Origin of the sequence: Brevibacterium gallinarum, from assembly GCF_014836885.1 — a bacterium.
GTDB lineage: Bacteria > Actinomycetota > Actinomycetes > Actinomycetales > Brevibacteriaceae > Brevibacterium > Brevibacterium gallinarum.
In genome coordinates, this window is record NZ_JACSPY010000002.1 from 61,902 (window position 1) to 79,142 (window position 17,241).

Sequence of the window (17,241 nt, forward strand, 5' to 3'; positions counted from 1 at the left end):
TCGCGGATCTCACGCACGCAGCGTGCGCGGGTGCGAGCGGATCATGGGGTGACCGGCGCATCGGAGCCGGCGTTGACGCCCTTGCGCTTGAGCCAGTCGTGCGGATCGATGAACCCGGTGTTCGTCGCGGACGTCCACTTCGCGCCGTTCGGCTCATCGCTGTTGACCATGACACCGAAGTGCAGGTGCGGGCCGGTGCTGTTGCCGGTGTTGCCGGCCTTACCGACGACCGAACCGGCCTTGACCTTGTCACCGGGCTTGACGTCGACGGCGCTCAGGTGGCCGTAGTAGCTGTACATCTCATCGCCGCCGATCTCGCCGTGCTTGACGACAACACCGTTGCCGGTGTGGTGCTTGAGCGCTGAGCTCGGGCTCGTGTCGCCGACCGTCTTGCCGGTCTCGACGCGCAGCACCTCACCGTCGGTCACCGCGGTGATCGGGGTGCCGGTGGCCACCCCGTAGTCGGTGCCGAGGTGGAAGGAGTCCCCGCGCGGGCCGAACACGCTGGTCGGGGCGCCGGAGCCGGCCGGCACCGGTGAGCTGTAGGAACGTTCGGCTGACTGTTCGGCCGACTGCTCGGCGACCGTTCCCGAGGCGGCGGGCGCCTGGGCGGCGTGGGCGGCGGCAGGGGAGAGGCCGCCGGCGAGCAGGCCGATGCCTGCAGCGGTGCCGACTGCTGCGGTAAGCAGGGTGCGGCGGCGCCGGGTGGGTGCTGGCGTTGCGGTCGTGGGAGTCGTGGTCGAGGGGGTGGGGATTGCGGAGGACATGGATCCACCTTTCTGAAGATCTGGGATCTGTGCGTTCTCCGACCGGCCGTGGGTGACCGGCCATGTCCCACACAAGCAAGCGAAGCTGGAGTTTCCGTCAGCCGAAGCTCAGAGTTCGCTGGCCGGTCAGCCTTCCCAGTGTCTCTGGCCGGTCGTCAGGCAGCGGCCTAGACTCAGAGGCATGCGCATCTTCACCGACGCCGATATCCGCACCCACCTGACCCCGCGCCTGGCCGTCGACACGATGTGCGCCGCGCTCGCTGCCGATGGACGCGATGAGCTCGCCTGCCCGCCCCGGCTGCGCGCACCGCTGCAGTCGGCTGGCCTCGATGCCGGCACCCTCGTCATCACGGCCGGCGCGACGAGAACGCATCTGGGCTACCGGTCCTATGTGCGCGACCGGCAGCTGCCGGCAGACACCGTGGAGGATCAGCTCGTCACGGCCTTCAACCGGGAGACCGGCGCGCTCGAGGCGATCGCCGTGGGCTCCCTGCTCGGCAACCGCCGCACCGGCGCACTCGGCGGGGCGGCCGGCAGGCCGCCCAGCAGCTGTGGGCGCTGCGTGCAGTCGTCGGGATCGAGGACGTGCGCATCTATGCGCCGACGCTCAAACGCCGCGCTGAACTGGCCGAACACGCCGCCACCAGCTACGGGCTCACCGCCACGGCCGTGGAGACCGCTGAAGAGGCGGTGCGCGAGGCGAGCATCGTCATCCTCGCCACCACCTCCCAGACCCCGGTCATCGACACCAGCTGGCTTGCCGAAGACTGCCTCATCTCCACGCTTGGGCCGGCCACCGCCTCGGGCTCGGAGATCCCCGACGATCTGCTCACCGGCGCCTACGTCGTCACCGACGCCCGCGACCAGCACCTGGCCGACCCCGCGGCGCTGCTGCCGCCCGGCGGGGCCGAGGCGATCATCCCGCTCGGACAGATCGCCAACAACGAGGTCCGCCCGCGCACCGACGGCTGCCGCGTCTACCTCTCCCGCGGCTTAGCCGGAACCGAGGTCGCGCTCCTCACCGCGCTCGCCGACGCCGTCGACGGCTGAGCACCGCGCGCCGGCGCCTCCCGAAAACGTCCCCGCGGGGACGCGGGAGCAGCCGGTGCCTGCGCATGTGACGAGTGTCGTAGGCTGAGGCCGTGAACGTCTCAGTCGCACTGTTCGTCTTAGAACTCGTCGGCGTCTTCGCCTTCGCGATCTCGGGCAACCTGCTTGCCGCGCGCAAGGACTTCGACATCACCGGCGGAGTGGTGCTCGGTTACCTTGCCAGCCTGGGCGGCGGCATCATCCGCGATGTCGTCCTCGGTGAGGTGCCGACGTCCCTGCGCGAGCCGATCTACCTGCTCATCCCGCTGCTGGCCGCCCTCGTCGTCTACTTCATCGGCCGGCACACCGAACGCGCCCGCCTGCCGATCGTCATCTTCGACGCCGCCGGCCTGTCCCTGTTCTGCACCACCGGCACGATCATCGCCTTGGAGCACGGCATGAACGTCTACGGGTCGATCATGCTCGGCATCATCACCGCCGTCGGCGGCGGTCTCATGCGCGATGTCGTCGCCAACGAGATCCCGGCGGTGTTCTCCGGCTCGGAGCTCTACATCATCCCCGCCTTCTGCGGCGCCCTGCTGGCAGCACTCGGCCAGCAGACGAGCATCTGGAACGTATGGGTGACGATCGCCGCCGCCAGCGTCGTCTTCGCCTTCCGGCTCACCGCCTGGTTCCGGGGCTGGCGGGCCCCAGGCAGCATCCGCGGATGGACCTACCGCGGGGTGGGTGCGGGCATGAAGCGCACCGCCTCAGCCTTCCGCGCACCGGTGCGGCGTGCCAAGGAAACCGCCGAGGAGGCGGTCAAAGATGCCGCCGAGACCGTCGGCGAAGCCGCCCGCGAGGTCATCGACGAGGTCACCCCCGATGAGAACGGCGCCGCCGCCTCGGAAACGGATACCGCGCCCGAGGCGAGGGAGACTGGCGACGATCGCCGCCCACCCAGCCCGGGAAGGTGAGTCAGCCCCGGTGACGTGCGCTGCGGTCGAATCCGCGGCGGACCGTCGCAGCAATCGCGACTGCGGTCATTTCACTGAGCGCCAGGCGTTCGCGGGCCGGGCAGCTGAAGCGCCCGAGGGCGAAGTAGTAGCCGACGGCCGGGGCGAGAGCGAGGACGAGCAGTGCCTCACCGGCGAGGAGGCCGAGGATCATGGCCGCCTCCTGGTCTTGATCTGGACCGGTTTCAAGCGCATGCGCACGGTCGCAGCCGTGCAGGCGATGACGATGAGGCCGCCGAGCACGGTGAGAAGCGAGATGTGCTCGCCGAGCAGGAGGGCCGCCCAGATCAGTGAGATGACCGGTTGGATGAGCTGCACCTGGCTCACCGTCGTCATCGGCCCGATCGCCAGGCCGCGGTACCAGGCGAAGAAACCGAGGTACATGCTCACCGCGCACAGGTAGGCGAAGGCTGCCCAGCCAGTGAGGCTGACATTGGTGAGCTGGTTGCGCACGGCGGGTTCGGACAGGGTGAGCGCGGTGATGGCGAGGGTGACCGGGGCGCTGATGACGAGTGCCCAGGACACGACCTGCCAGGAGCCGAGGTCGCGGGAGAGGATCCCGCCTTCGGCATAGCCGAGGGCTGCGGTCACGACTGCCCCGAGGAGCAGCAGGTCAGGCCATGCCAGGGATCCAAGCGAGCCGCCGTGGACGGCGGCGAAGCCGAGCGCGGCGACAGCGCCGAGGCCAGCGAGGACCCAGAAGAGCACCGGTGGGCGCTCGCCGGTGCGCAGCACGCTGGCGACCGCGGTGGCCGCCGGGAGCACAGCGATGACGACGGCACCGTGGCTGGCCGGGGTGGTGGTCAGTGCCAGGGAGGTCAGCAGCGGGAAGCCGAGCACGATTCCGATCGCCACCACGCCGAGCTGCAGCCACTGCCGGCCGCGGGGCAGGCGCGGACGGACGATGAGTAAGACGATGCCGGCGATCGCGGCGGCGATGACCGACCGGCCGGCTCCGGCGATGAGGGCGGGGACGCCCTCGCCGACGGCGATGCGGGTGAGCGGGACCGTGAAGGAGAACGCCAGCACTCCGAGCGAGCCCCAGGCCAGTCCGGACCATGCGGCCGGGTGGTGCTCGCGGGTGGATATCGGTTGCTGCATCGTCGCAGTAGCGCTACTGTTGTATATCATGACTAACGATAGCACAGGGCGGATCGCGGAGGAGCTGCGCACCTGGATCGCAGGCGCCGCACCCGGGGCGCGGCTACCGTCATCCCGGTCGCTTGTCGCCGAGCACGGCGCGAGCGCCCTGACGGTGAACAAGGCGATCCGCTCCCTGGCACGTGAGGGTCTCGTCGAGACCCGGCCCGGCGTCGGCACCTTCGTGCGCGGCGTGCGCACCGCACGCGCCAGCGACCTGAGCTGGCAGACGGCCGCCCTGGGCCCGCGCCTGCTGCGGCCGACACCCCCGCGGGCGCTCGATGAGACGCACGCTGATGCCGCAGCCCTGCATGCCGGCTATCCGGCACCGGATCTGCTGCCTGAGCGCCTCGTGCGCGCAGCCCTCACCCGTGCCGCCCGCAGCGCCGCGGCGACCATGCGCTCACCCTCGGCCGGGGACCCGGAGCTGCGCGCCTGGTTCGCAGCCGAGCTCGCCGAGCTCACCCCGGCTGCGACCGTGCCGCCGCAGCCTAGTGATGTCATCGTCGTCCCCGGCAGCCAGAGCGGCCTCAACGCCGTGTTCCGCGCACTGGCCGGAGTCGGCGGGACGATCGTGATGGAGTCACCGACCTACTGGGGTGCGATCAATGCCGCCGGGCAGTCGGGGCTGACGATCGCCCCGGTGCCCAGCGGCCCGGCCGGCCCCGAAGTCGCGGACATCGAACGGGCGCTGATCACCTCCGGTGCGCGTGCGATGTACCTGCAGCCGGACTTCGCCAACCCGACGGGCGCGCAGTGGACGGTGGAGAAGAAGCAGCAGGTTCTCGCCCTGGCCCGGGAGCACGGGGTGTTCCTCATCGAGGACGACTGGGCGCATGACTTCGGCATCGGGGCTGAAGCCCACCCGCTCATCACCGGGGATGACACCGGACACGTCGTGTGCATCCGGTCGCTGACGAAATCCGTCTCCCCGGCCCTGCGGGTCGCCGCGGTCATCGCTCGCGGGCCTGCCCGCGAGCGCATCCTGGCCGATGTGCAGGCCGAGTCGATGTACACCTCGGCGATCCTGCAAAGGGCCGCACTCGACGTCGTCACCCATTCCGGCTGGCGGAGCCACCTGCGCGACCTGCGCCCGGCGCTCGCCGCGCGCCGGGATGCGCTGCTCGATGCGATCCGCACGCACCTTCCCGAGGCGGTGGTCGAGGCGGTGCCGCAGGGCGGGCTGCACCTGTGGGTGCGGATGCCGGACGGAACAGATCTCGCCCGGCTGGAGGCCGACTGCCAGCGCGACGGCGTGCTCATCGCCGGCGGTGACGCGTGGTTCCCGGCCGAACCGGCCGGCCCCTATCTGCGGATGAGCTTCGCCGGACCCGAACCCCACCGCTACGCGTCCGCGCTCGCCGTCGTCGCCGGGCATCTGCACGCCCAACACAGCTGAGACGTCCCCGCGGTGACGTCCCCGCGAGGACGTCTCAGCTCGGCTCGAGGTCCTCGAGTGTGTCGTCGAGGGCTGCGAAGAACACCTCGGCCTCGGCCTCATCGAAGACCAGCGGCGGGCGGATCTTGAGCACATCGGCGCCCGGCCCCGAGGCGGAGATGAGCACCCGGCGCTCCCGCAGCCCGTTGACGATGGCCGCCGCCGTGTCCGCACCCGGCGTGTCGACACCGACGAACAGGCCAGCCGCCCGCACATCCTGGAGCAGGGCGGTGTGCCCGGCACGAACGGCTAAGCCGTCGGCGAGCACCTGCCCGAGCTGCTCGGCGTGCCGGGGCAGCAGCGAGGCGGTGATGACATCGAGGACCCCCTGAGCTGCGGCGATGCACACCGGGGACCCACCGAAGGTGTTGAAGTAGCGCACACTCGCGCCGAACGCATCGGAGATCTCCCGCCGGCTGACGACCGCCGAGATCGGCATCCCATTGCCCATCGGCTTACCGAGCACCACGAGATCCGGCTCGACTCCGTGCCGGGAGAATCCCCACATCGTGCCGGTGCGCCCGAAACCGGGCTGCACCTCATCGGCGATGACGCACCCGCCGAAGGCCCGCGCGACATCGGCGGCAGCGGCTAAGCCGCCGACCGGATCCGGCAGCACTCCATCGGAGGAGAAGATCGAATCGAAGATCACCGCAGCCACCCCGTGCCCGCGCGCCTCAAGGTCGACAGCCGCCGACCGCACCTTAGCGGCCAGCGTCTCCACGTCCATTCCCGGACGCATGTCGACAGTCGCCACCGCCTCGGCGACGGAATTGTTCACCCCGAGACTCGGCGACAGGCTCGCCGCCAACGCGGTCGTGCCGTGGTAGGCGTGGGCGGAGATGATGATCCCCTCCCGTCCGGTGGCGAACCGGGCCATCCGTACCGCCAGGTCCACCGCCTCGGACCCGGAGCAGGCATAGGTGACCTGGTCGAGTGCGGCTGGGAAGGTCTCCAGGAGGGCCTCGGAGTAGTCGAGGATCCCCTCGGTGAGATAGCGGGTGTGCGTGTTCAGCCGACCCAGCTGCCGGGTCACCGCCTCGGTCACGGCCGGATGCGAGTGCCCGATCGCCGGGACGTTGTTGTACATGTCCAGGTGGGGCCGGCCGGCCGAGTCGTACAGCCACGCGCCCTCGGCGCGCACGACCTCGACCGGCTCGCGGTAGAACAGCCGGTAGCTGGCCGAGAGCACCGCCTCGCGGCGGGTGAGCAGCTCAGCAGTGCGAGCCGGCACCTCGGGAGCGGATTCGGGATCGAAGGCGTTGGCCATGTGCATCTGCGCCATGGCCCCAGCGTCCCACATCCGCGGCCCGGACGGTACAGATTCCTCGCGCCCAACCCGATACCCTGAACGTATGAAACGGCCGCTGCACACGCTCACCGCCGCGGAGCTCACCGAGATCTGCCGCACGCACTTCGGCCTCGACGCCGAGGTCGGCGACTTCCTGCCCGGCGAGATCGCCATCAACGTGCGCCTGCGCGCCGCCGGCCGCGACTACGTGCTCAAGGCCGAATACCCCACCCGCACGATGGGGCCCGGCCACATCGACTGGATCACCCGCGTGCAGGAGACCGCCGCCCGGGCCGGCCTGCCGGTCGCCGGCCAGGTTCCGGCCCGGGATTCCACCGTTCCCGAGGCGGTGGTCGCCGATGCAGGCGAGCGGCACCGCTCGTTCGTCGCCGCCGTCGACGTCCCCGCGGGGACGCAGCCGGCACTTGTGCGCATCCAGGAGTACCTGCCCGGCCGGGTCGCCGCCGGTGCCCACCTGCCTGAGGACTATCCCGCCCAGGTCGGCCGCACGGCAGCCGCGTTGGTCAACGCGCTGGCGGAGATGGGCGGGGAACCGGGCCCGATGCAGCACCCCTGGTCGTTCGAGACGACCGGTGCCAACGTGCTTTTCGCCTGCCAGCGCATCGGCAGCCTCGAAGCCGCCGGACAGGTCCCAGCCGAGGTCAGCGGAAAGCTGTCGGGCGACCTTGCGCTCGCCCGGGCGGCCGCTCAGCGCTTCGAGACCGAGATCGTCCCACAGCTGGCCGGTCTGGAGGAGCAGGTCGTCCACCAGGACCTCAACGACTTCAACCTGCTCGTGGCCGATGAGCAGATCACCGGGATCATCGACTTCGGCGATGCCCGGACCGCCCCGCGTGTGGCGGAGCTGGCGATCGCCGCGGCGTACACGATGCTCGGCACCGAACGGCCGCTGGCAGCCCTGCGCGAAACCGTGGCCGCCTATCAGGATGCTGCCGCCGGCACGCCCGCGGAGCTCAGCGACACGGAACTGGGCCTCATCGAGCATGCCGCCTTCACGCGGCTGTGCCTCAACGCCTGCATCTGGACCTCCCGGACCCTGACCGCCCGGCCCGATGACCATCGCGCAGCCTACGGACGGGAGCGGATGAAGCGCACCTGGCCGGTGCTGCGCGAGGTGCTCTCATGACGCCACCGGACGGCTGGCGGGCAGCGCTGGTCGAGACGCTGGGCATCGAGCTGTGGCGGATCCCGATCGTCATCGCCTCTGCGATCCTCATCTACTTCGTCTTCGTCATCCTGCTGCGGATCTTCGGCGCCCGCATCCTCTCCGGCATCACGAGCTTCGACGCCGTGGTCGTCATCATGATCGGTGCGGTCGCCGGCCGTGTCATCATCGGCCACCCGCCGACGGTGGCAGCCGGGGCGATCGGGCTGGTGACGCTCATGTGCCTGGAGGCGCTGTTCGGGTCGCTGCGCGGTCTGCTGCCGATGCACCGGGCGCTGAACAACCAGCCGATCCTCGTCGTCGCCCACGGCGCGATGCTCACCCGGGTCATGCGGCGCGTGCACGTCAGCCCCGATGACGTGCAGATCGCCATCCGCAAGGCAGGGCTGGGCCGGCTGCAGGATGCCCAATGTGTCATCCTGGAGCCGAGCGGAGCGCTCAGCGTCATCCCCGTCGGCACCCCGGTCGACCGGACGATGATGCAGGGAGTGGACGAGGCCAACGAGCTGCGCGGGAACTGGACGAGCCCCGGCGGGCGCAGCCGCCTCGTCGTCGAGGACACCGTCACCCCACAGGGGGAGAGCACGACAGGAGAAGGAAACGCATGAGCAACGAGATGAGCCGCAGGCGCATGGTGCAGCTGTCAGCCCTGGCCGGAGGAGCCGCCAGCATCGGCGGCACCGCAGCGCTGTCAGGCTGCTCGGGCACCGACGACGATGTCGTCGAGCCCTCGACAGTGGCCGCCGCCGAGGTGCCGGTCGGCTCAGGTGTCGTCGTCGACGACCGCTATGTCGTCGCCCAGCCGACGGAGGGCGATTTCCACGCCTTCAACGCGATCTGCCCGCACCAGGGCTGCTTGGTGCAGACGGTGACCGAAGAGGAGATCATCTGCCCGTGCCACAGCTCCCGGTTCGATCCGAAGACCGGCGAGCCGCTCTCCGGGCCGGCCGAAACCGGCTTAGCCGCCGCGCAGATCGAGCAGTCCGGTGACGAGCTGACGATCAGCATGACCGGAGACGCCTGATCGACTAGTACGAACCGCGGGTCTTCGAGGCGGTGGCGAGGGCGATCGCCGCGCTCAGCGGCAGCGCGAAGGCGATGCCGAGCGGGATGCTGAGATCCATGATGACCAGCGCGATGATGAGGCCGAAGACCAGGCCGACGACCGCGTTGACGGCGATCGCGAGGGAGGAAGAGCACTTCTTCTTCTGCGGGGCTGACATAGCGCACTCCTTCGTTCTACGGCGACAGGAAATCCTCGCTGGCGGAGGCCGGTTTCCTCGCACGGTGGACCAGCCAGCCGATTGCCAGGCCGATGACGGCACCTGCGATCATCCCGATGATGGCCCCGGCCACGAGATCCGCGCCCATGAGCTCTGCGATGACGATCCCGAGCACGATGCCGATGCCCTCGCCGATGGCAAACGCGACGAACGGGAACTGCTTCTGCGGTTTCTGCTGCGGTGCGGGCATGGACGACTCCCTTGCTGTGTGGTGACGGTGGGGTTTCAGCGCTGGGCCATGACGACCGAGGCGACCACGGCAGCGATGACGAGCAGCGTGAACGTCACTTCGGTCACGGCTGAGCCGATGTCAGAACGCCGGTGGCCGGGCCTGAGCCACGGCAGCTGCGGGCCGATGCGCGCGGCCTCGAACGCGGCGACCACGACGACCAGCGCCGCTGGAACCCAGACGATGAGCGCCCAGACCGGCATGCTGATGAGCAGCCACTGCATGATGAACACGGTGACCGCAGCGATGATACCGACGACGAGGCCGACCCGCGACACCGGCACCGCGGGAGCTTCCGGCACTAAGGCGCCCACCGCCTCGGGCCCGGTTGCTGCCCCTGTCTGGGAGACCGCCCGGGAGACTGCCCGGCGCGCCTGGAGCACCCGCCACAGGGCCGAACCGGCGTAGGCGACGATGAGGACGAGGAAGAAGACGACGGCGATCGGGTTCATGATGCGTCCTTCCCGCCGATGAGCGTGCTGAGCGCGTCGTCGACGTCGCGGGTGGTGTCGGAGAGGACGATGAGCCCATCGCCCTCGGGCGTGTAGCCGACGATCGCGCTGTATCCGCCGGTGCCGCCGTTGTGGTAGGTGACGTGGGGTTCGCTGCCCTCGGGCAGGCGCATCATCCAGCCGAAGCCGATCTCGCGGTCCTCCTCCAGCAGCGCCTGCCGGGTGGTGGCCAGTTCGCTGCCGGCCAGATCCGTGCCCATGACCGCCTGCACGTAGCGGGCCATATCGGCAGCCGTTGACCGGATGCCGCCGGCCGGGGCGCTGCCGTTGAGCGTCCACGCCGAGGCGGGCACGCCGCCTGCCGCGTATCCGTGCGGCGCGTCGTCGGCTAAGCCGTCGCGGGTGACGGGCAGATAGGTGTCATCCATGCCGAGCGGATCGAAGATCCGCTCCTCAAGAAGCGTCGCGTAGTCAGTGCCGGCGGCCTCGGCGAGGGCGATGCCGAGCAGCGCGACCCCGTAGTTCGAGTAGGAGGCATCGCCGGCCTCCGGGTCGACCGGGGTCGGGGTGTCGATGTCCCGCAGCCCGGCCAGCAGCTCGGACTCGGACTTGCGGTAGGGGTCGGTGTGCAGCACCCGGCTCACGAGTGAGTCGAGCAGCCCGCCGGGTTCGAGCCGCGGCAGCCCCGAGGTGTGTGTCGACAGCTGCATGAGCGTGACCTCGGTTGCCGCTCCGGCTGCGGAGTCGAACAGCTCCCCGAGTGTCGTCTCGGGTGCCACCTCACCCTTCTCGATCGCCTGGGCGAGCAGCACGCCGGTGAAGGTCTTCGTCACCGAGCCGATCTCGAACTCAGTGTGCTCATCGGCACCGAAACCGGCGAAGCGCGGCTCGGGATCGCCCGCGTTCAGCTGCGCGATCGCGACATGGTGGCGGTTGTGGGAGCCGAGCGCGTCGATGACGTCCTGGCCGAGGGCCGCATCACCGGTCGCGGCCCCGAGGCGCGGGAACAGCGGTGAGAACGCCGTGAGCACGAGCGCGGTCGCCAGCGCTGCTGCCGCCGGCCACAGCCAGCGGCGACACGGGGGAGAGGGGGTGGTCGAGTGAGCCATGGGGCCTCCGTTGCTGCTCAGCCGAGGGCGGCGAGGATGATCGTGAGGACGGGCACGAGTCGGTGGGCGGGGATCCGCCACTGCCCGCGGTGGGGTGATTCGAGCCAGCCGGCGCTCGCCAGCTGCTGCAGGTGGTGGTAGATCTGCCCGGTCGAGCCGAAGACGCCGAGTTCGGACAGCCCCGCGACCGAGGTGGTGCCGCGGTGGATCTCCTGCAGCAGTCCCAGCCGCACCGGGTGCCCGAGCGCGTCGAGACTGCCGGCAGCGGTGGTGAAGTCGAGGCTGTCGAAATGGGCGGCCGGCCGGCCGTACTGCCACGACACGGGACCGGCAGCCGTCTGCGGCAGGTCCCCGGCGAAGACGATCCCGCCACCGGCGCCGGCCTGCTCCTGCAGTCCCTTCAGCGCCCACATCGGGTCAGCGTTCGCAGAATCCTGCGGTGTGCGTGTGCCCTGAGGTACGTCTGCGGTCACCGCGCCCGAGGCGGTGGTCGCCTCTTCCTCGCTGGCCTGCTGGGCTTCGAGGGCGGCGATGCGGTCCTCGAGGGCGCGCAGCCGCTCATCAAGCGTGGGATCGTCCATACCCACAGTTATACAAGAAATACGGAATTATCAAAAGTCCAGAGTTTCGGGTGGTTCAGCGGCGGGTGCTGCGGCGCCACACCCACCACACGACAGCGGCGACGATGATGAGGATGCCGATGGTGGCGAACTGCGTCCACAGCGGCATCCCGCGCACATTCAGCAGCCCGGCCAGGAGCAGCGCACCGACGATGATGAGCACGATCGACCACACAGGGTTCGGGACAAAAGACGGACGGCGAGTCATGCCGCCAGACTAGGCCGACCGGGCTGGGGCCGATACCGGCACGAGATGAACACCTGGCCACATCTGCGCCTCGAGCGCAGGCGGCTACACTTGTGCGGTGATGTCTGATACCCCCGCAGGAACCCCCGAGCCCGACGAGACGGCCAGCACGGAAGCAACGCAGAGCCCCGCCGAGATCCGCGCCGGGCAGTCCGCCCGCGGCACGTGGATGTTCGCCCGCGGCGCAGCAGCGTTCCTCTTCGGCATCGTCACCGTCTTCTTCCCCCGCGAGCAGATCGGCGGTCCTGCCCAGCTCGCCCTGCGCGTCGACACCGCCGACTACCTGCTCATCGGCTACCTCATCGTCCAGGGCCTGCTCATCCTCGGCTTCGCCCGCGCCGTCACCACCTCCGCCCGCACGCCGGTGCTCGGTGAGGCGGTCATCGTCATCCCGGCGATCATCTTCCTGTTCCTCGCCGAACAGCCCGGCCAGCTGCGCGCCGCCGTCGCAGTGTGGGCGCTGCTGCACGCGGCCTGTGAGCTGTGGCTGTGGTCGCTCGTGCGCAGCCTGCCGAGCTCCTCGGACTTCCTCATCGTCGGCGGCATCCACGCACTCGTCGGCGTCATCATCGCCTTCGGCGACGACATGGGGGCACTGACCGTCATCGGCTTCACCGGCGCCGGCATGCTCGCCTCCGGGGTGCTCTACATGCTCGGCGGCTACTCCCGGCGCTCCCTGGCCCGCAAGTCAGCCGAAGATCCAGCGGCCGACGGCCCAGGTGAGGCGCGCACCGACTGAACCACCGCCTCGGGCGCGGCCACCCGCAGATGCGGGACCTGACCTGCCTAGACTTGGGGTATGAGTGAAGACCTGAGACCGCAGATCGGCACCGACGAATCGACCGCCCGCGACGAGGCCGGCCGCCCGGCGATGAACTTCCACACCCGCAAATGGGTGCGGCCCGAGGATCTCAACGCCAACGGCACCCTGTTCGGCGGTTCGCTGCTGCGTTGGATCGACGACGAGGCCGTCGTCTACGCGATGATCCAGCTGGGCAACAAGCGGATCGTGACGAAGTTCATCTCCGAGATCAACTTCCTCGCCTCCGCCACCCAGGGCGACATCATCGAGATCGGCCTGGTGGCGGTGAAGTTCGGGCGCACCTCGCTGACGATGCGCTGCAAGGTCCGCAACATCATCACCGGCGAGATCATCCTCTCGATCGACAAGATCGTCTTCGTCGGCCTCGACGAGGACGGCAACCCCGTCGAACACGGCTACGATGCCGTCACCTACGAACGCGACCGGTTCCCCGACCATATGCTCGGCAGGCGCTGAGGCATCGAGGCGCTGAGCCACCGGCGGCAGGCGGGCGTTCGCCTGCCGCCGGGCAAGCCACTACACTGAATGCGCTTTGCCCGCCGGGCGCCCCTGCACCACCTGCACCACGAGGACACCATGACCGCATCTCTCGACCTGCTCGACTCCTGGGATCCCGCAGCCCCCACCTCGGGGCCGCTCGGCGACCTCGCCGAGGCCGCCCGCACCCTCGATGCCGAGCTGTTCGCAGAGATCGTCCGACTGGCCCGGACTCCCAAGCTGCTCATCGCCACCGACTACGACGGCACCATCGCCCCGATCGTCGAGAAGCCCACCCACGCCTACCCGCTGCCCATCAGCCTCATCAGCATGCGTGCGCTCGCCGCCCTGCCCGACACCAACGCTGCCGTCATCTCCGGCCGGTCCCTGCGCGACCTCGCAGCGATGTCGCGGCTGCCGCGCGAGGTCCACCTCGTCGGCTCCCACGGCTCCGAGACCGACATCGACGCGATCGACGCCCTCGACGCTGAGGCCACCGCAGCGCTGAAGGATCTGCAGCAGTCGGTGGCCTCCCTGGCGCGGATGGTGCCCGAGGCGCAGTTCGAGCTCAAACCGACCGGGGTGGCTGTGCACCTGCGCGGCCTCGATACCGATGCCCGCGCCGTCGTCGAAGCTGGCATCGCGCAGATGGCCCGGCACGTCGCCGTGTCCGTCGTCCGCGGCAAGGAGGTCGCCGACCTCACCGTCGTCGAATCCACCAAGGGCGAGGCGCTCGACGGGCTGCGCGAACGCCTCGGGGCGGCCGCGGTCGTCTACATCGGCGACGACACCTCCGATGAGCGCGCCCTGGAGACCCTGACGAGCACCGACCTGGGCATCACAGTCGCCCCGCTCGACTGCCGCACGGCCGTCTCCGGCCGGCCGTGTGTCGACACCGCCGCGAGCTTCCAGCTCGCCGACCCCGATACCGTCTCGCTCGTGCTCTCGAGCATCTTCGAGCTGCGCCGCTCCTGGCTGTTCGGCCAGACCGCCGTGCCGATCGAACGGCACTCGATGCTCGCCAACGGGCAGTCGACCGCGCTCATCGACCCCGGCGGCCGGATCTGCTGGATGCCGCACCCGCTGCCCCACTCCGCCTCCCTGTTCTCCGAGATCCTCGGCTCACCAGCCGCCGGTTACTACTCGGTCGCCCCAGCCACCGCCTCGGGCGCGGCCGAACGCAAGCAGAAGTCGCTGACCCAGCGCTACCAGCGCGACACCACCATCGTCGAGACCCGGTGGGCCGGGCTCACCGCCCGCGACTACCTCGCCCCGGTGCCCGAGGACAGCCTCGACACTGTGCTCGTGCGCGTGCTCACCGGCGACGCCGAGGCCGAGATCCGGTTCGCCCCGCGCCCGGACTTCGGCTCGTACCCGATCCGTCTGGAGAAGGTCGGCGACGGTGTGCGGGTGCTCGGCACCTCGGAGCCGGTGATGCTCCACGCTCCCGGCGTCGACTTCGACATCATCAGCGAAGACGGCTCCGACACCGCCGTCGCCCGCGTCGTGCCGACCACGCCGGAGCGCGCCAAGCTCGTGCTCGTGCTCGTGTGCGGCGGGTCGTTCGCCGACACCGACTACCTGCTCGCCGGCGGAGAGTCCTTCGTGCGCCGGCGCGCGGCCGGCTACTGGCGCAACTGGGTCACCGGCCTCACCCTGCCCGAACTCAAGACCGACGAGGTCACCCGCTCGGCGATCACCCTGCGCGCCCTGTGCCACGTGCCCACCGGCGGCGTGCTCGCCGCCGCGACGTCCTCCCTGCCTGAGGGGATCGGCGGCATCCGCAACTGGGACTACCGCTACTGCTGGCTGCGCGACGGCTCGATGACCGTGCGCACCCTGCTGAGCCTGGGCTCCACCGCCGAGGCGGAGGGCTTCCTGGCATGGCTGGCCGGGATCCTGGAGATGACGGTCGGGCCAGAGCAGCTGCATCCCCTCTACGCCGTCGACGGCTCAGCCCTCACGACCGAGGCGGTGCTGGAGCATCTGCCCGGCTATGCCGGCTCCCGGCCGGTGCGGGTCGGCAACGCCGCTGAGCATCAGGTGCAGCTCGACGTGTTCGGCCCGGTCACCGAGCTGCTCGACGACTTCACCGCTGCCGTCGGCACGCTGTCGGAGGAGAACTGGAAGCTCACCTGCGATATGGTCACCGCCGTTGACCGCCGCTGGCACGAACCCGACCACGGCATCTGGGAGGCCCGGCGGGCCCCGAAGCACAACGTATACACGAAGGTGATGTGCTGGGTGACCGTCGACCGCGCGATCCGGATCGCCGAGCGGTTCGGCCGCACGATGCCCGGGGCGTGGCGGCGGCTGCGCGAAACCATCGCCGAGGACGTCATCACCCGTGGCTGGAACGAGAAGGTCGGCGCCTACACGGTGGCCTACGGCGAGGACGACCTCGACGCGGCCTGCCTGTTCGTCGGGCTCTCCGGCCTGCTGCCGGCTGACGATGAGCGGTTCATCGCCACCGTCGACGCGATCGAACGCGACCTGCGGGTCGGGCCGACGGTGTTCCGCTACTACTACGATGACGGGCTGCCCGGGCTCGAGGGCGGCTTCCACATCTGCACCACCTGGCTCATCGAGGCCTTCATCAAGGTCGGGCGGATCGCCGATGCCCGCGACCTGTTCCGGCGGCTCGACAACCTCATGGGGCCCACCGGCCTGTTCCCCGAGGAGTACGAGCCGATCGCCGAACAGCACCTGGGCAACCACCCGCAAGCGTACTCGCACCTGGGCTACATCCGTGTTGCCCAGCAGCTCGACGAGCTGCTCGATGTGGCCTCCGATGCCGAACTCGACGACGACGGCCTCGACGAGGTCGACATCGACACCACCGCCTCGGGACCGGTATCATCAGTGTCATCATGATGTCAGCAACTGAGGCTATCGTTTGGGGCCGTCTCCGCTTCTGAGCGGCGGACCCTTCTTCGAATTCCCCATTCCCAGGTTTCGCCGCTCCGCTGTGACCAGCCGGGCGGAGACATTGAGCTGCCCGGACGCCAGACTTCTTCGGAGCGTCCCACATCATGCCCACGTATCGTGGCGGCCGTCATGAGCACGGCCAGAACTACCTCATCGACTCACACACCATCACCACCCTCATCGGCGCCGTCGCCGAATCCCGCGGACCGATCATCGAGATCGGGCCCGGGCGCGGCGCCCTGACCCACCGGCTCGCCGCGCTCGGCCGGCCTCTCACTGCCGTGGAGATCGACCCGCGCAACGCCGCCGCGCTGCGCCGCGAGCTCACCGCACCCAGCGGCGGGCCGTCGGTCGAGATCGTCACCGCCGACTTCCTGCGCTGGCATCTGCCGGCTGGCAGATGCGTCATCGTCGGCAATCTGCCGTACCACCTGACGACGGCGATGCTGCGCCACATACTGCCGATCCCGCACTGGCAGGAGGCGGTGCTGCTCGTGCAGTGGGAGGTCGCCCGGCGCCGGGCAGGAGTGGGCGGTGCCTCGATGATGACTGCCCAGTGGTGGCCGTGGATCGATTTCACGCTGCTCGGCCGGGTGCCGCGCAGTGCCTTCCGGCCGATGCCGAGCGTCGACGGCGGGATGCTGCGGATGACCCGGCGCGCTGCGCCCCTGCTCGCCGAAAGCGACCGGCGGGCCTACCGCGGGTTCGTCCATGCGGTGTTCACCGGCCGCGGGCGCGGGCTGCCGGAGATCCTCAGCCGGATCGTCGGGCAGCGCGCCCGTCAGGCGGTCAAGGGCTGGCTGGCTCGCGAGGGCCTCGGCGCGAGCACCCTGCCCAAGGACCTGTCGGCCGAGCAGTGGGCTGCGCTTTACGCGCTGGTCGCTGGCTGCGGCTGGTCACCGCGTGGCGGCATCGGTTCCCGAGGCGACCGTTCTCGAGGTGGCCGTTCTCGAGGTGGCCGTTCCCGAGGTGGTGGCCGCCGCTGATCTGACTGGCCGGCGGGTTCCCCGCTCGCCATCATCGCCCCAGGTCAGCGCACGACGTCAGTGCCGGAGTCTAGCGTGGATGTACGTATCGAATGGGCGGGTGACCGCCCGGTGACAGGGGATCGTGATGGCGATGACGGATATGACCGAGACGGACGAGACCGATACCGTGACCGGCAGCGCAACCGGGGCCGATGAGCTCGGCGCACGGCTGAGCACG

The 17,241-nt window shown here is 69.9% G+C and carries 20 protein-coding genes; 10 read left to right on the forward strand and 10 right to left on the reverse strand.

Annotated elements, in window-relative coordinates:
* Positions 1 to 41: 41 nt before the first annotated feature.
* Positions 42 to 767 (reverse strand): M23 family metallopeptidase, encoded by a 726-nt coding sequence (locus tag H9634_RS02530; RefSeq protein ID WP_191725240.1) that lies wholly within the window; start codon positions 765 to 767, stop codon positions 42 to 44.
* A gap of 285 nt (positions 768 to 1,052) precedes the next feature.
* Between H9634_RS02530 and H9634_RS02535 the strand changes: the two genes are divergently transcribed.
* Entirely contained in the window at positions 1,053 to 1,817 is a 765-nt protein-coding gene (locus H9634_RS02535; RefSeq protein ID WP_191725501.1) for a hypothetical protein, read from the forward strand.
* A gap of 92 nt (positions 1,818 to 1,909) precedes the next feature.
* The gene (locus tag H9634_RS02540; protein WP_191725241.1) at positions 1,910 to 2,773 is read left to right on the forward strand and encodes a trimeric intracellular cation channel family protein; all 864 of its coding nucleotides are present in this window, start codon (positions 1,910 to 1,912) and stop codon (positions 2,771 to 2,773) included.
* A gap of 1 nt (position 2,774) precedes the next feature.
* On the opposite strand, the gene H9634_RS02545 is transcribed toward H9634_RS02540, so the two are convergent.
* Both H9634_RS02545 and H9634_RS02550 read right to left on the reverse strand, forming a co-directional pair.
* A complete protein-coding gene (locus H9634_RS02545) occupies positions 2,775 to 2,966 on the reverse strand; it encodes a hypothetical protein (RefSeq protein ID WP_191725242.1) in 192 nt (63 codons plus the stop codon).
* On the reverse strand, positions 2,963 to 3,913 hold the full coding sequence (locus tag H9634_RS02550; protein WP_225210518.1) for a DMT family transporter: 951 nt from the start codon (positions 3,911 to 3,913) through the stop codon (positions 2,963 to 2,965). Before H9634_RS02550 ends, H9634_RS02545 begins: the two co-directional genes overlap by 4 nt.
* Before the next feature lie 28 nt (positions 3,914 to 3,941).
* Here H9634_RS02550 and H9634_RS02555 point away from each other — a divergent pair, with 28 nt between their 5' ends.
* Positions 3,942 to 5,351, forward strand: coding sequence for an aminotransferase-like domain-containing protein (locus H9634_RS02555; RefSeq protein ID WP_191725243.1), 1,410 nt, complete (start codon positions 3,942 to 3,944; stop codon positions 5,349 to 5,351).
* Positions 5,352 to 5,385: 34 nt separating this feature from the next.
* Here H9634_RS02555 and H9634_RS02560 read toward each other — a convergent pair whose 3' ends face one another.
* Positions 5,386 to 6,675 carry an aspartate aminotransferase family protein gene (locus H9634_RS02560; RefSeq protein ID WP_225210519.1) on the reverse strand — a complete coding sequence of 430 codons (1,290 nt, stop codon included), beginning with the start codon at positions 6,673 to 6,675 and terminating at the stop codon, positions 5,386 to 5,388.
* Between the two features lie 70 nt (positions 6,676 to 6,745).
* Between H9634_RS02560 and H9634_RS02565 the strand changes: the two genes are divergently transcribed.
* From H9634_RS02565 to H9634_RS02575, 3 genes are read left to right on the forward strand one after another with little or no spacing between them, the layout of a single operon-like run.
* The gene (locus tag H9634_RS02565; RefSeq protein ID WP_191725244.1) at positions 6,746 to 7,828 is read left to right on the forward strand and encodes a phosphotransferase; all 1,083 of its coding nucleotides are present in this window, start codon (positions 6,746 to 6,748) and stop codon (positions 7,826 to 7,828) included.
* Positions 7,825 to 8,475, forward strand: a complete 651-nt coding sequence (locus H9634_RS02570) for a DUF421 domain-containing protein (protein ID WP_191725245.1) — start codon at positions 7,825 to 7,827, stop codon at positions 8,473 to 8,475. Before H9634_RS02565 ends, H9634_RS02570 begins: the two co-directional genes overlap by 4 nt.
* Positions 8,472 to 8,891 carry a QcrA and Rieske domain-containing protein gene (locus H9634_RS02575; RefSeq protein ID WP_225210520.1) on the forward strand — a complete coding sequence of 140 codons (420 nt, stop codon included), beginning with the start codon at positions 8,472 to 8,474 and terminating at the stop codon, positions 8,889 to 8,891. The genes H9634_RS02570 and H9634_RS02575 overlap by 4 nt, the downstream gene beginning before the upstream one ends.
* Positions 8,892 to 8,895: 4 nt before the next feature.
* Here H9634_RS02575 and H9634_RS02580 read toward each other — a convergent pair whose 3' ends face one another.
* From H9634_RS02580 to H9634_RS02605, 6 genes are read right to left on the reverse strand one after another with little or no spacing between them, the layout of a single operon-like run.
* On the reverse strand, positions 8,896 to 9,090 hold the full coding sequence (locus H9634_RS02580; RefSeq protein WP_191725246.1) for a hypothetical protein: 195 nt from the start codon (positions 9,088 to 9,090) through the stop codon (positions 8,896 to 8,898).
* A 16-nt stretch (positions 9,091 to 9,106) separates the two neighbouring features.
* Positions 9,107 to 9,340: a hypothetical protein gene (locus H9634_RS02585; RefSeq protein ID WP_191725247.1), complete on the reverse strand. Its 234-nt coding sequence runs from the start codon at positions 9,338 to 9,340 to the stop codon at positions 9,107 to 9,109.
* 35 nt (positions 9,341 to 9,375) lie between these two features.
* Positions 9,376 to 9,831 carry a hypothetical protein gene (locus tag H9634_RS02590; RefSeq protein WP_191725248.1) on the reverse strand — a complete coding sequence of 152 codons (456 nt, stop codon included), beginning with the start codon at positions 9,829 to 9,831 and terminating at the stop codon, positions 9,376 to 9,378.
* Positions 9,828 to 10,940, reverse strand: coding sequence for a serine hydrolase domain-containing protein (locus tag H9634_RS02595; protein WP_191725249.1), 1,113 nt, complete (start codon positions 10,938 to 10,940; stop codon positions 9,828 to 9,830). The genes H9634_RS02590 and H9634_RS02595 overlap by 4 nt, the downstream gene beginning before the upstream one ends.
* A 17-nt stretch (positions 10,941 to 10,957) precedes the next feature.
* The gene (locus H9634_RS02600; protein WP_102162467.1) at positions 10,958 to 11,521 is read right to left on the reverse strand and encodes an ArsR/SmtB family transcription factor; all 564 of its coding nucleotides are present in this window, start codon (positions 11,519 to 11,521) and stop codon (positions 10,958 to 10,960) included.
* A 55-nt stretch (positions 11,522 to 11,576) separates the two neighbouring features.
* The gene (locus H9634_RS02605) at positions 11,577 to 11,768 is read right to left on the reverse strand and encodes a FeoB-associated Cys-rich membrane protein (protein ID WP_146004383.1); all 192 of its coding nucleotides are present in this window, start codon (positions 11,766 to 11,768) and stop codon (positions 11,577 to 11,579) included.
* 100 nt (positions 11,769 to 11,868) lie between these two features.
* On the opposite strand from H9634_RS02605, the gene H9634_RS02610 reads away from it, so the two are divergent.
* The 4 genes from H9634_RS02610 to erm all read left to right on the forward strand — a co-directional run bounded on the left by H9634_RS02610 (position 11,869) and on the right by erm (position 17,021).
* On the forward strand, positions 11,869 to 12,546 hold the full coding sequence (locus H9634_RS02610; RefSeq protein WP_191725250.1) for a hypothetical protein: 678 nt from the start codon (positions 11,869 to 11,871) through the stop codon (positions 12,544 to 12,546).
* Positions 12,547 to 12,678: 132 nt separating this feature from the next.
* A complete protein-coding gene (locus H9634_RS02615; RefSeq protein WP_191725504.1) occupies positions 12,679 to 13,086 on the forward strand; it encodes an acyl-CoA thioesterase in 408 nt (135 codons plus the stop codon).
* A 120-nt stretch (positions 13,087 to 13,206) separates the two neighbouring features.
* A complete protein-coding gene (otsB, locus tag H9634_RS02620; RefSeq protein WP_191725251.1) occupies positions 13,207 to 15,981 on the forward strand; it encodes a trehalose-phosphatase in 2,775 nt (924 codons plus the stop codon).
* A 158-nt stretch (positions 15,982 to 16,139) separates the two neighbouring features.
* A complete protein-coding gene (gene erm / locus H9634_RS02625) occupies positions 16,140 to 17,021 on the forward strand; it encodes a 23S ribosomal RNA methyltransferase Erm (protein WP_191725252.1) in 882 nt (293 codons plus the stop codon).
* The last annotated feature ends 220 nt before the right edge of the window (positions 17,022 to 17,241 follow it).